Annotated in this window: 12 protein-coding genes; 1 reads left to right on the forward strand and 11 read right to left on the reverse strand. The window is 35.3% G+C overall.

The features are described from left to right. Positions 1 to 4 precede the first annotated feature (4 nt). The 11 genes from HND50_03435 to HND50_03485 form a co-directional block, all read right to left on the reverse strand. Positions 5 to 2362, reverse strand: coding sequence for an endonuclease MutS2 (locus tag HND50_03435; protein NOG44253.1), 2358 nt, complete (start codon positions 2360 to 2362; stop codon positions 5 to 7). A gap of 5 nt (positions 2363 to 2367) precedes the next feature. Next, a complete protein-coding gene (locus HND50_03440) occupies positions 2368 to 2937 on the reverse strand; it encodes a CvpA family protein (protein ID NOG44254.1) in 570 nt (189 codons plus the stop codon). 9 nt (positions 2938 to 2946) lie between these two features. Further along, complete coding sequence (locus HND50_03445; GenBank protein ID NOG44255.1) at positions 2947 to 3390, reverse strand: GatB/YqeY domain-containing protein; 444 nt, start codon at positions 3388 to 3390, stop codon at positions 2947 to 2949. A gap of 19 nt (positions 3391 to 3409) precedes the next feature. Further along, positions 3410 to 4294, reverse strand: coding sequence for a tetratricopeptide repeat protein (locus tag HND50_03450; protein NOG44256.1), 885 nt, complete (start codon positions 4292 to 4294; stop codon positions 3410 to 3412). 165 nt (positions 4295 to 4459) lie between these two features. Continuing rightward, complete coding sequence (locus tag HND50_03455; GenBank protein ID NOG44257.1) at positions 4460 to 5191, reverse strand: response regulator; 732 nt, start codon at positions 5189 to 5191, stop codon at positions 4460 to 4462. A gap of 9 nt (positions 5192 to 5200) precedes the next feature. Continuing rightward, positions 5201 to 7156 (reverse strand): HAMP domain-containing histidine kinase, encoded by a 1956-nt coding sequence (locus tag HND50_03460; protein NOG44258.1) that lies wholly within the window; start codon positions 7154 to 7156, stop codon positions 5201 to 5203. A 119-nt stretch (positions 7157 to 7275) separates the two neighbouring features. Further along, positions 7276 to 7839, reverse strand: coding sequence for an elongation factor P (gene efp / locus HND50_03465; protein ID NOG44259.1), 564 nt, complete (start codon positions 7837 to 7839; stop codon positions 7276 to 7278). Positions 7840 to 7855: 16 nt separating this feature from the next. Further along, on the reverse strand, positions 7856 to 8710 hold the full coding sequence (locus tag HND50_03470) for a hypothetical protein (protein ID NOG44260.1): 855 nt from the start codon (positions 8708 to 8710) through the stop codon (positions 7856 to 7858). Continuing rightward, on the reverse strand, positions 8703 to 9641 hold the full coding sequence (locus HND50_03475) for a histone deacetylase (protein ID NOG44261.1): 939 nt from the start codon (positions 9639 to 9641) through the stop codon (positions 8703 to 8705). The genes HND50_03470 and HND50_03475 overlap by 8 nt, the downstream gene beginning before the upstream one ends. Further along, positions 9638 to 10636, reverse strand: a complete 999-nt coding sequence (locus HND50_03480; GenBank protein NOG44262.1) for an asparaginase — start codon at positions 10634 to 10636, stop codon at positions 9638 to 9640. The genes HND50_03475 and HND50_03480 overlap by 4 nt, the downstream gene beginning before the upstream one ends. A gap of 176 nt (positions 10637 to 10812) precedes the next feature. Next, a complete protein-coding gene (locus HND50_03485; GenBank protein ID NOG44263.1) occupies positions 10813 to 13488 on the reverse strand; it encodes a pyruvate, phosphate dikinase in 2676 nt (891 codons plus the stop codon). A gap of 351 nt (positions 13489 to 13839) precedes the next feature. Between HND50_03485 and HND50_03490 the strand changes: the two genes are divergently transcribed. Next, positions 13840 to 14586, forward strand: coding sequence for a helix-turn-helix transcriptional regulator (locus HND50_03490; GenBank protein NOG44264.1), 747 nt, complete (start codon positions 13840 to 13842; stop codon positions 14584 to 14586). Position 14587 lies beyond the last annotated feature (1 nt).

The following is a 14587-nucleotide window of genomic DNA, read 5'->3' on the forward strand; positions in this document are numbered from 1 at the left end:
CTACTCATTTCAAGCTTACAATGGTAACCCCGGTTTCACCTTCACCATAGCGGCCGGTACGATACTCTTTTATCGATTTATTCTTGGCTAAAAATTGTTGAACGGCTGTTCTTAAAGCTCCGGTGCCTTTGCCATGAATAATGGTAACTTCATTCCATTCGCTGTGTACCGCGCTGTCCAGATATGCATCAACTCGTTCCAAAGCTTCATGTGTTTCACATCCACGGACATCAACTTCGTGTGCAACAGTAGATGGAATATGGGCCGTACTTGCAGATTTAGCAGGTTTAGTTTCAACTACCTGCCCATCATTATTTAACAGTTCCACTTCAGAAATATTCACTGTGAGCTTCAGGCCTTCCCGTTCAAGCTCAATCGCATTTTTATTCTTAAAAATTTTGCTAATGTTGCCAACCACATTGTAAACCAATGATCTAACTTTTTGGCCGATTTTTACCTGGTCAATTGTTAAATCACTTTTGATATTATCAACAGAAGGCTCCTCAAGACTTGTCTTAAAATTATTAAGCTCACGCCGCGCATTTTTTACAGTATTTTTGTCTGCAGAAGATTCTTTGATACTACGAATTGTAGCCTCAATTTTTTTATTGGCGTGTTCAATTATATCTTTTGCCTGCTGTTTGGCTTCTTTCTCAAGCTTTCTTTTATTTTTCTTCAGATCTGTACTATTACTTTCATACAACTTTATCAATGCATCCAGCTTGCTTTGTTTTAGACTTAATTCCCTTACTTCATTTTGATAAAAATTGCTCTTTTCCGAAATGTCGTTTAGCAGATTGGCCATATCCTGATTTGAGTTACCTTCAAGCTGCCGAGATCGGTCAATAATCTCCTGGGACATACCGAAACGTTTGCAGATATCAAAGGTAAAACTGCTGCCGGGAATGCCCGTTTCTAATATAAAAAGAGGCTTTAAATGTTCAATATCAAATTGCATTGCGGCGTTTTCGACCCCGGTGGTTTCTGAAGCATATAGTTTCAATTGATTTTGGTGAGTAGAAACCAGGGAGACAACATCGGGTCTGTTCAGTTGCTCCAAAACTGCAATCGCCAAAGCAGCACCACCGGATGGTTCTGTTCCAATTCCAATTTCATCAATCAAAACAAGGGATTTTTCTTTGACATTTTCAACAATCTCATTTAGCCCGGTAATGTGTGATGAAAATGTGCTTAAATCATTCTCTATGGATTGTTTATCACCAATCAAAACAAACATCCGATCACAAATAGGAAACTTGCTTCCTTCACTCACGGGAATAGGTATTGAACATTGAAGCATCAGTTGTAATAATCCAACCGTTTTCATCGCAACCGTTTTACCGCCGGCGTTAGGACCGGATATAACCAACGTATTAAATGGATCTCCAATTTCCAGCGTTAAAGGAACGGTTTCCTTTTTTATCAGATCCAATAAAACGGGATGCCGGCCATTGTTTATCAGCCAATAATGGTCATCAACAATTTCAGGAAAAACTGCTTCTACCTGTAATCCGTACCTGGCACGTGCCTGAAGGCTATCCAGTTCAACAAGAACAGACAAGTCGTTTCTCAACTCTTCGCCAGCTTCGCGGATCATTACGGACAAACGAGTTAATATTTTTATTACTTCCCGCTTTTCCGAAATGAGCAGTTCCTGGATTTCATTGTTGGTTTGCACAACCGCCATTGGTTCCACAAATTTTGTTGCACCGGATGATGATTGCCCGTGTACAATCCCAGATATTTTTGAAACCGAGAATTCCCTGACCGGTAACACAAGACGCCCATCTCGGAGCGTTACATATTCTTCCTGTAAATGCTCAGAATTTTTTGAACTAATATTCTCAAGCTTACGGTTGACATCATCCCTAAGCTGGTAAATTTTCTTACGAATCGTTTTTAACTCTTTGCTGGCATTATCAAAAATATTACCAGCGGGATCGATCGTAAATTGTAACTGACTTAATAATGTTTTTTGATTGGACAGATCTTTTGTAAGGCGTTTTAACGGACTTTCAGCCAAAGATTGTATTTTAAAAAATGTATTAATTTCCTGACAAATTTCGAGAATATTTTGAATTTCAAGACATTCTTTTGTTTCCAGATAACTGTTTTGGGGTTCAATTTTGTTTAATAGAATCCTGATATCAAAGAAAGACCCTAAAGGCAAACGTCCTTCTTTTTCTATAATCCGGCCGGTTTCCTCAACATTTTTTAATTTATCAACCAGCTTGTTTTTTTCAGTGAGCGGAGCAAGGTTTAAAATGTTTTGCCGGCCAAGTTCTGAAATACACTTATTGCCAATAATTGATAAAATATTGTTTAAACCGAGCGCTGTTTTTGATTGTTCAAATCCGTACATAATTTTTATTTAAGGTGTTTTAGAATATCAGATGCTGTTGAATCAGGATTTATTTCATCGAATGGGATCATATCTTTAATTGAACTCTCATCGCCCGGGAAGAATAGATTTTTTAACACAGGTGCGAATTTTTGAACTGGTTCGTAAACCAAACTATCATCTTTTCCCATTTTTTGTAAAAAATAGTCTGAGCCGGGAAACAGAATAATTCCATTTAAGACAATACTGATAATTAAGGTGATTTTTGTAAATGCAAACAATGCACCTGCCAATTTATTGACAGGTTGTAAAAATGTGAATGTTGCAATTTTATTTAGGGTTTTTGATAACAGCCGTATAAAAATATTAACGGCCAGGAAAATAACAACAAAGGCACTTACCTTCGCTACTGCAATTGGAATATCTGGGAAAAATTCTAAAATTTTTAATTGCAATGGCGGATGAAGAACTGTTGCCGTAATCACACCTAAAGAAAGGGCCACCAGAACCATCAGCTCTGTAATTAGCCCTCTAAAGAGACCACGAACAGTAATAAATGCAATCAGAGTAAGAAAGGATAAATCTAAATAGTTCATTGAAGGTAATTACGAGAGAAGCGAACGGACAATTTGTTGAACGAGTTTGCCGTCCGTTTTACCTTTTAGCTTCGCCATGGCAGGTCCCATTACTTTTCCAATATCTTTTAAATCCGCGGCTCCACTTGTTTTAATTATTTCGGCGACAATTTGTTTTACATCATCTTCAGACATCTGGGCAGGCAAATAGCTTTGCAGTATTTCAAGCTCGGCAGTTTCTTTATCCACCAGATCCTGCCGGCTGCCTTTTTTATACATCTCAATTGAATCTTTTCGGCTTTTAACACCGCGCATAAGCACAGATATTACATCTTCATCCGTGAGTTCTTTTCTATGCTTAATACGTTCATCTTTAATTTGTGAGTATGTTGTTCTTAAGGTGTTTAATTTTTCTTTTTGACCCGATTTTAAGGCCTCGGTCATATCATTCTTAATTTGCGATTCAAGGTTCATCGAACAATTGTTCCTAGTACTAATATGAATATTTATCTGGGTTTAAAATAATATCGATCTCATATTCTGCAGATTGTTTCCAGCTTCTGTTTTTTGCAGCTTCACGAAAATGTTTCAATGCTTTTTGGCTCTGACCTTTGTTTTTATAAACAATGCCCAAATTAAAGTTACATGCTGCTTTTACATTGCTTCTACGGGTACTGCTAATTGCCTTTTTTAATGCATCTTCTGCTTTTGTATAATTCTTAGCATTAACATAAGCCTCACCCAAACGATAATAGTATGTGCCTTTAAGCTGTTTTTGCTTTGCGCTTGTATTTGCTATGGCATTTTCAAATGCTTCAGCTGCTTTAGAATGTCGCTTTAATCCTGCATATGTTAGACCAAGTATATTATGTGCAGGGGCATATTTGCCATTTGATTCAATAGAAGCATTAGAAAACTTTAAGGCTTTTTCCCAGACTTTTTGCTGGTAGTATATTTTCCCAAGACCAAAATTGGCTTTCGAAGATGTTGGATTAAAAGCCAACACTGCCTTATAAGTATTAATTGCTTCACTTGTTTTGTCTATTTTAGATTGTAACTTAGCAAGAGAAATGTATGCTTTTTCAAATTTGCTATCCAATTTGATTGCATTTTTATAGGCATTTTCAGCTTCAGAATATTTTGTGGTTTTCTGATAAGCATATGCAAGCATATAATTTGCTTTTGGAAAATTGCTGTCTTCCTTAATTGCTTCTAAAAACTTTGGTATCGCTTTATCAAATTTCTTTTGACGGGACAAATCCATTCCTGAGTTATAAGCTTGTCCGGCTGCCTGGCTTCTTACATCTTCATTCTGAGCAAAAACAATTCCACTACTTAAAAGTGTAATAAATGCTAATAGAATCATTTTCTTAAACATCAATACCTCCTGGTCATAAATTTTTAATAAAAAAAGAGCGGTAAATATAAAAGTATAACCTACTTAGGGCAAGTATACTTATTTAATTGGTGTAAAAATATTATTGAAGCGTAAACGCGTATATATTTTACATCACAATTATGGCTGTTTGTTAAGGATTTATATTCACTGATCGCTTTCAGGTTCCTCAACTTCTTTCATTTTTTTCTTTAAATTCTCTTCAATGGCAAACATGGCGTTGGGAATATCAACATAATTTGTAGTTTTTATTTCCATATTATTTACAAAACTTTCCAGTTCTTTTAGTACCAAAGTTATTTTCTGAGTTTCTTTTAAACTTACCTGCGAAAGTTTTACAGCCCTGCGAATATCTTCAGGATTTTGAGTTGCCAGTTGTGCATAACCCGATATTGTTGTTGTTGAATTATTTATATAATGTGCGAGGGTTGTTAATATTTGCCGCAAAGTTTCCACCCGAATCTGCAGCATTTCTTCTTCTAACTCTTTTGACTGAGTTTTTTTATTTTCGATATAATCTTTGTAGACTTTTTTTACTGTTTTTGGAAGTATAGCAATGTTCTGCGGAGATTTTTCAAGAAAATCATTTGCGCCGCCTTTTAGTGTATTAATGGCAATTTGCATCTCTTTTTGTGCTGTAATAATTATCACGGGAATATCAGTTTCTTCCCTGATTAAATCTAATATTTCACTGCCCGTTGCATCCGGTAGATTAAAATCCAATAAAACAATGTCTTGTTTTGAAAGATCAACATTTTCCAAATCTGCCTTGGAAATTGCCACAGTTACAAGGCAATCCAACTCATCATTAAGGATATCCGCTTCCAAAAATGCATGGTCTTCGTCATCTTCGACAATTAAAATTCTTAAGGTTTCCATGTGGGCCTTTTAATTAATCTGATAGTTATTAAACTTTATAAAGAAAGAAGTACCTTTGCCAACTTTACTTTGGAGATGTATTTCTCCACCAATTTTACCGACCATATTTTTGACAAGAGCTAATCCAAGACCTTTTCCTCCGCTTTGATCGGGAGAATTATTGCCTCTCTGGTAAGAATCAAAAACATTCACCTGTTTTTCTGGTGGAATTCCCGGACCATTATCAGTTACTTGGAACACCAAAAATTCCTCTTCAATATTTGATAGTATCTTTATTTTATTACTGCGTTTTTTTATTGGCATATATTTACAGGCATTGTCAATCAGGTTCAAAAAAATATGTTTTAAAACTGCTTCATTAGAAAGTAACACTGGTAAATTTTTATCGATTTCTACCTTTACATTTTTCCTTTTTAGCTCATAAGTCAGTTCATCAAGAATTGAAGAGATAAGCACTGAAATATTTACGGGTTCTTTTAATCCGATATTTTTGCTGGATTTAAAATTAGTAAGAATTTCCTCGATCATGTTGAGTTCTTTCTCAACATTTTTGCGTATTCTCAGCAACCTGTCATTTAAATCACCATCTAAATCATCTTTGTATTTTCTTTCAATTGATTCAACCAAACCAATCACATTACGTAAAGGAGCATTTAAATCATGTGAGACCAGTTTTAACATAATATCTTTTTCAATTATCGAATCGCTAAGAAGTTTATTTGTTATTTCCAACTCTTCCGTACGCTGTTTTACACTTCGCTCCAGATTTTGAACATTGTCAATATTTTCAAGATGTAAAGCCACCGTATTTGCAAGCAGCATTAACTTTTCAAGATCTTTATGTTCAATGGATTTTTTCTCGCCAAGGTTCCCGATAATTACCATTCCATAAAAATGGAAAGCCGTATTAATTGGTATTAAAGCAAATTTTCCGGCTAAATTATATTTTAACATAATATCATTAAAAGGTAATTCTTCGCGAATTAAGGGATAATGACTTTGCATTTTTTGAACAATATAATTTTGGTCAGCAATAATAAAATTTTTTAAATCGAACTTAATTTTTTCATCAAGAACACTAAGTCCTTTCAAGCTGGAACTATCGAATATCAATTTGGAATTTTCATATTTAAAGAGAAATGAAACCGAATAACCCAAACTTGAAGTAATCTCTTTTACTAAATTATCAAAAATACCTTTTTTAGTTTTCTCCTTTCTAAGCTCCAGCATATAAATAACCAGGTTAGACATTGCTTCAAGTTCTTTATCAAGGTTTTTCTGAATTTGTTCTGCTTTCTGCTGAGATTTTCTCAGGTTAAGCGGAATCATTTTATTATCCTGGCGCAGCTCTGCCATTCGTTTTGCAGCAACTTCCAGGTATCCAACAACCCTGTTAAACTCTGTTGACATCCCGGAATGCTCTTCCAGGCTTTCCTGGCCAATTGAAACAAGTTTTGATAAATGTATGAGCTTTTTAAATGGAATATAGACAACGCGGTCAAAGAAAAAGACAAAAAGGTAGATTAAGATTGCAGAAATTAAAAGTAAAACAAACGATTGGTATCGGGCCGCTTTTTCTGACAAAACAATTTTCGTGGCATCAATTCCAACTTTTATGTTTATTTCGCCAACCCATTTTTTATCCTTTACCGGGATTGATAACGCTAAGATATTTTTATCATTCTTAAAGATCACTTCATTTACAGGGAATGAATCAATTTCAGCAAAACTATATTTATCTCCAGGGAAATAATAATCATTCCCCAAATAGCTTGTACCTATATATTCAACCTCATCCAAACCTTCAATACTGGACACGATCGAATTGATAAAATCTTCTTTAGGTATATCGTTATCTGTTTTGCTTAAAATATTATATAGAAGGCTGTTTATTTTATATTCGAATAATAGTTTATGTTCTGCTAACTCTTTATCATGCACAGACATAGGATAGTACAATGTCACAAAAATATTTGCTGCGACAAATATACTAAGTGTGAAAAGGAAAAATTTTGTCCTTATTGAAGAGTGCTTTATAAAGAAAAGTAATTTCATTCAAATTATCAGATTACTAAAACTATAGGCTACTTTGCGCGTTCCAGATATTTGCCATCTCTTGTATCAATTCTAATTACTTCATCTTCCCCGATAAACTGAGGAACCTGGACAGTGAGACCTGTTTCAAGTTTGGCCGGCTTATAAGATGATGTGACGGTTGCTGTCTTTAAATGTGGGGCTGTTTCTACTATTTTCAAATCCATTGTTGCAGGTAATTCTACACTTAAAGGGTTTTCTTCAAAAAAACTTATATCGCATTGTGTGTTAGGTAATAAATAATACTTTGCATCTCCGATCATTTCACTATTTATTGGAATTTGATCATACGTTTCCTGATCCATAAAATAGAAATTATCTCCATCATCATATAAAAATTCCATCTTCCTTGTATCAAGATTAGCTTTTTCAACATTTTCATCTGACCGAAATCTGTTTTCGGCATTATTACCCGTTTTAATATTTTTCATTTTTGTTTGAACACCGGCTTGCCCTTTGCCTGGTGTAAAGTGCTGCATGCCGGTTACAACATGTAGTTCATTATTATAAATTAAAATCATACCTTTGCGAATTTGTGTTGCCTTAATCTTCATTACTTCTCCACTTTGTTCATATTAATTTATATTTTCTTTTCTTAAGATAATTTTCTACAGATTTTTTGTATGGTCTGGAATGATATAATTGAGCCCATTCTTTTGTGAGTGGCAAAACTTGTCTTTTACCATCCCATTTAAATATTTTCCCATCATCTACATCAATTAGTTTTCCATTTTCAATCGCCCAAGCCATTTCATGCAGTTTTTTATTTTTCTTCTCTTTAATAATGGCTAATAATTTAGCTTGATCCAATGGATTTTCATAATAGAAAATTTTTGAGTAGAAAAAAGCATTATGGAAATGATCAGGAATATTTATGATCCCCTGTAAACCAAGCCTTTTTGATGCCATTACTAAAAGTTCCAGGGCCAATGAGCCAATGCCAAGCCCAGGATTATCCTGGCCAGGTAATTGCGGCCTGTTATCAGTAAAATCTTTACGTGGATTTTGCATCTTCAACCATTCGACAATAAGGCATTCATATTTTTTGCCATTCAATGCAGTTTTAAAAGGTAAATCTATCTTGACAAAATCTCGGCGAACAACTAATTCTATTAGCGTTTCAACAAGTTTATCTGTTTTATTTTGAATGATTACTTTGTGTTTAAAAGGATCAGAAGTATCGATGGAGATACTTAAATCGGTAAACCCTAATTTATTTAGCTTTTTAATTATTTTATATTTTTCAAGAATTATTTTTAAACCTGTAAGGGAGTAATAACCTAAAAAAAGATTTTCACCACGGTTACCAATATTTACATTGAATAAATCGTCTTCATTAAGATCAAAATCAAAGTTTTGAGTTGGCCACTCTATCTTACTCATTCTATTGGCCAGCTCTTTTAGGTGGATACTTAGTTTAAACATACTGCTTATTCCCTTTCATAGCGGTACTGATAAAATCATAATAAATTTTCCAGCTTTTTTCACCATATCCACCGCCGGGCAAAATAACTACAGGTACATTCAATTTACTGGCAATTTGCAAGATATAAACGTTTCTTTTTAACATCATTTCACGGCTGATATTCATGTCAGCCAATTCATCAAGTTCATAAGGATCCGATCCTGCTACATAAAAAATAAACTCCGGTTTAAACTGCTCAAGTATTAAATCTAATTTTTCTTCAACAGTTTTCATATATTTTTTTTCTGAAATTCCCGATTCAACCAATAAATCCAAATTTGAGACAGCTTCTTCTTCTATCCATTTATCTGCATGGATTGAAAAGGTAAATACGTTTGCATCATTCTTAAATATAAGAGTATTGCCATTGCCTTGGTGATAATCAAGGTCAACGATCAAGACCCTCTTAATCTTTGTTTCTTCCTGAACCCTTTTAACTGCAATTGCTATGTCATTTAATAAACAAAAGCCTTCTGCCTTTTCAGGTTGGGCATGATGAAACCCTCCACCCAAATTAAAAATCGGCTTATTTAATTCAATGGCCTTAAATGCAGCATGGATTGTACCACCACACACAGCTTTATAATACTCGAGAACTGAATTATCCCAGATTGTATTTATTTCAATTTTTAAGGCCTGGTTTACATAAATAGGATCTTGAATTTTGCGAATATAAATGGCGCTATGAATTTTTTTGATATCGCTATATTCACATGGTTTGGGGTACAAGATATTTTTAGCTTTTAACAATTTCTGTGCGATTAGCTTATCACGTATTCTTTTATATTTAAAGATATCAAATGTATGATGCGAACCATAGGTTGATACTCCAATTAAATATTCTGAAGAAAAAACAACATACGCTTTTGGCTTTTTGAAATATCGTATCAATCTTCAATCTCACCGGCAATATTTTTTAAGAAATAGTTTTTAACACCCTTAGTATCAGATGATAAAGCTAATGATTTCATAATCTTTACAACAGAAGCTTCAATAGTCATATCAACACACCCAATTGCTCCGGCATCCATAACTTTTTGCCCGCTTTCATATATTTGAAGATTTACTTTGCCATGTGATGAACTACTATTAATAAAAACAGCTTTTCCAGCAGAAACAGCATCTTTGATAAACACAAGCCATTCAGATTCCTTCATCGGAATATTACCTGCTCCAAACCCAATTAGCATAATGGCCCGAATATTTTTATCAAGAATTGTATGTCTGTAAAAGCCTGGATCACAATTTGGAAAAATATGGATGCTTATTACAGATGAATCAAAACCTGGGCTGAACTGGTAATTGTTAGAACTTTGCCTGATTAAACTTTTTTTCGGTTCTACATTTAGACCAATTTCCCCAAGTGGAGGATAATTAGGGCTGTAAAAAGCATCATAGCTTGTAATGCTCGTTTTTCGTGATCTGTTTCCCCGTAATATATGTTGTCCAAAAACAATCACAACTTCACCGATATCATATGTCGCAACCTCAATGGCGTCAATCAGGTTCAGCCTGGCATCAGAACGAAGTTTTGACAAGGGACGTTGCGCGCCTGTTAAGATTACAGGTTTATTCAGGTTAAGCAAGCTATACGATAAAGCCGCGGCAGTAAAGACCATAGTGTCAGTACCATGGATTATTACAAATCCATCATAAGTATTCATATTGCTGTTAATTATCTCTGCAAGAACATCCCATTCTTTAATAGAAAGATCTGAGCTATCTTCATTAAAAGGGATTTGTACATTAATTTCAGCAATTTGTGCTATTTCCGGCACCCGTTCCAGAAGCTCATGTTGTAAGTTACCCGGCGTCAAAGTTTGATCAGGTTCCATTGGCATCATACCAAAAGTACCACCAGTATGTAAGACAAGAATTTTTTTCATACTTTTTTCGAGGAAATCGTCACACTTTTTTAAAATTTGTTATTTATATTTGATCTTTCTTTTTCATTCGGGGTTATGCTATTTATGAGGGGATAAAAAAAGTACCAAAGGCCATTGGAACGTCCCCCATATAAAAAAAGCCGCTTTTAGCGGCTTTTTTGTTTTATTAACATTTATTACTTGTTTTTAAGAACCGCATGCGCTGCTGCTAAGCGAGCAATTGGAACTCTGAATGGTGAACAACTTACGTAATTTAAACCGACTTTATGACAAAACTCAACTGATCTGGGATCACCACCATGTTCACCACAAATTCCAGTTTTTAAATCAGGTTTAACACTACGCCCTTTTTGAACTGCCATTTCAACCAATTGACCTACGCCTGTTTGGTCCAGCGTCTGAAACGGATCATCGGGTAAAATTCCTTTTTCATCATATTCTTTCAAGAATTTCCCTGCATCATCACGGCTATAACCAAAAGCCATCTGGGTTAAATCATTTGTTCCAAATGAGAAAAACTGCGCTTCGTCAGCAACTTCGTTTGCGGTTAATGCAGCTCTTGGAATCTCAATCATTGTTCCCACAAGATAATCGACTTTAATACCTTTTTCTTCCTGTACTTTTTCTGCCACTTCTACAACAACAGCTTTCTGATTTGCAAGTTCGGCCTTAGTTCCAATTAATGGAATCATTATTTCTGGTAGTACATTTACACCTTCAGATTTTAACTGGCAGGCAGCTTCCATTATTGCCCTGGCTTGCATCTCGGTAATCTCCGGATACGTAACGCCTAAGCGGCATCCACGGTGGCCAAGCATTGGGTTAAACTCATGTAATGAGTCAACTTTTTCTTTAACCTCTTCAAGGGTTATTCCCATTTCCTTTGCCATTTCCTGCTGATTTTCTTCTTCATGCGGCAAGAACTCATGCAATGGAGGATCAAGTGTTCGGATTGTTACAGGCAAATCGTGCATAGCTTTAAAGATACCATAAAAATCATCCCGTTGGTAAGGAAGCAATTTATCTAGTGCACTTCTACGGCCTGCTTCATCTTCTGCAAGAATCATTTCACGGACGGCCTTAATACGATCGCCTTCAAAAAACATGTGCTCGGTCCGGCATAAACCAATACCTTCCGCACCAAAGTTTCTGGCAACTTCAGAATCATGCGGTGTATCAGAATTTGTACGAACTTTTAAACGGCGAATTTCATCGGCCCAAGACATTAAAGTACCAAAATTTCCAGAGAGTTCCGGAGTTACAGTTGCTACTTTACCAGCAATAACAAGACCCTCGGAACCATCAAGAGAAAGCCAATCGCCTTCTTTGTATTCTTTGCCATCAACAATCATTACTTTGGCTTTGTAATCGATTTTAATTTCTCCACAACCAGCTACACAACAAGTACCCATTCCACGGGCAACAACAGCTGCATGAGAAGTCATTCCACCTCTTGCTGTCAGAATACCTTTAGCCACATTCATACCACCAATGTCTTCCGGAGAGGTTTCTATACGTACAAGAATTACATCTTCACCACGTTCAACCCATTCTTCCGCATCATCGGCATGGAAAACTATTTTACCTGTTGCAGCGCCAGGAGAAGCAGGTAAACCTTTTGTTATAACAACTTTTTCTGCACCCGGATCAAAAGTAGGATGTAATAACTGGTCCAACTGATCTGGTTCAACGCGTAAGACAGCTGTTTCTTTATCGATCATGCCTTCTTCAACCATCTCAACAGCAATTCTTACAGCTGCTGCTGCTGTTCTTTTACCATTGCGAGTTTGCAGCATCCAAAGTTTACCTTTTTGAATTGTAAATTCCAGATCTTGCATATCGGAATAATGGTTTTCCAATTTTTTGTAAGTAGCAACCAATTCAGAATATGGACCAGGCATTAATTTTTCTAAAGTAACCTGAGATTCGTCACTTCTTGTAGAATCATCAACAGGTTCTGGAGTTCTTACACCGGCAACAACATCTTCACCTTGTGCATTTACAAGATATTCACCATAAAATTTTCTTTCGCCAGTGGCCGGGTCGCGTGTAAAAGCAACGCCAGTAGCACAATCATCACCCATGTTTCCATAAACCATGGCTTGCACGTTTACTGCTGTACCCCATTCGGCAGGAATATTATTTAGTTTTCTATATGTAACTGCTCTCTGATTATTCCATGATCCAAATACAGCACTTACCGCACCCCATAACTGAGTCCATGGATCTGTTGGAAAATCGTGACCTGTATCTTTTTTAATCTCTGCTTTAAAAAGACTTACGAGTTCTTTCAAATCCTCTGCAGTTAAATCGGTATCCAGCTTAACGCCTTTACGTTCTTTCATTTCATGAATAATTACTTCAAAAGGATCTTCTTCTTCTTTTGTTTTTGGTTTCAAATCTAAAACAACATCACCATACATTTGCACAAACCGGCGATATGAATCCCATCCAAAACGCTCATTGCCAGATTGTTCAATAATACCGTGTACAGTTTCATCATTTAATCCAAGATTCAAAACAGTATCCATCATACCAGGCATGGAGGCTGGTGCCCCTGAACGTACAGAAAGGAGCAAAGGATTGTGCTTATCTCCAAAAACAGCTCCCATAACACCTTCAACTTTTTTCACACCTTCTTGTACTTGTTTTTTTACAAGCTCAGAATACTGGCCATCATTTTCATAATAATCACTGCAAACTTCTGTTGATATTGTAAACCCTGCCGGAACCGGAACACCAATATTGGACATTTCAGCTAAATTTGCTCCCTTACCACCGAGCAATAACTTCATATTCGCTTGTCCTTCAGCGCTCCCTGCGCCAAATGAATAAACATATTTTTCAGACATTTAATGCCTCCAAAATTTTCTATTAAACATAAATTATTTTTCTTATAAAAAAGTCTATGTAAACCTGTTTTAAATGATTTCAAATAGTACTTTTGAATAATCAGTCTTTAATATACAAAATTTTATTTATTAATTCTTAATTTGAAAAAAGAAATTTTTAAAAAAATTCAGGTGACTTAAATCACAATGACAAAAGCTGTTTTAAATCAAATTTGTCATGCTTTTCCAAATGGGGGTTAAGCAGTCCATAAAAATCGCTTTTGTTAAAAATATCTTACATAATTTTCACTCTTGTAATCTTATGTTATCATTTTTAACAATTATGCTGACATCAAAATCAAGGAGGAAGATTTGTCGGCTTTAATCGTGTATTACGAGCATCAGGAAGAGCTCGATGATTTAAGTATGGTTCTTCGTGGGCAAAATGGATGGGATTTTCAGTATTTTGATTCCGGGCAATTCTCTGTTAATGACATAACGACTCAGCTAATTGATGAAGAAATCAACTTTCTTATCTGTACCAAGGTCTTTTCTTCAAAAATCGTTATGGATTTATGTCAGCTATATGAACGCTTTCCATTATTAACAATTATTTACTTTAATCCTGTTTTGAAAGACGGAGAATTTGCTGAGCTTTATAAAGCTGGAATTAAATATTGTTTTGTTGGCGAACAGAGACAAAACAATCTTAATATTGCTTTAAAAAAGCTATTTGCAGAACGTTGGAAAAAAATCCCGGAAGAACTGTTTGATTATGATTATGAACTACTTCCATCCCGCGGAAAAAGAATTTTACGATATATAGAAAATACGCCAATCAAGCTTTTTACAACAGAACATATTGCTAAGTATTTGCGGATGTCTCAGAGTCATTTTCGTAAAGAATTCAAAAGCTATTTTGGAGTCAATTTTAGGCAATTTAAACAAACCTTGCTATGTCACTATGAAGATATATTACTGTTTGAGAGAAACCTGAAACCAAGGAATGTATTTCAGGTGTTAGATTATAAAAATTTATCAGCATTCAGTCGATCTTTTAAAACACGTCATGGAAAATCCTGGCAGGTATTAACCCGTAACAATAATCTAAGTCTGTAAA

It is taken from the genome of Calditrichota bacterium (assembly GCA_013112635.1).
Lineage (GTDB): Bacteria > Calditrichota > Calditrichia > Calditrichales > J004 > JABFGF01.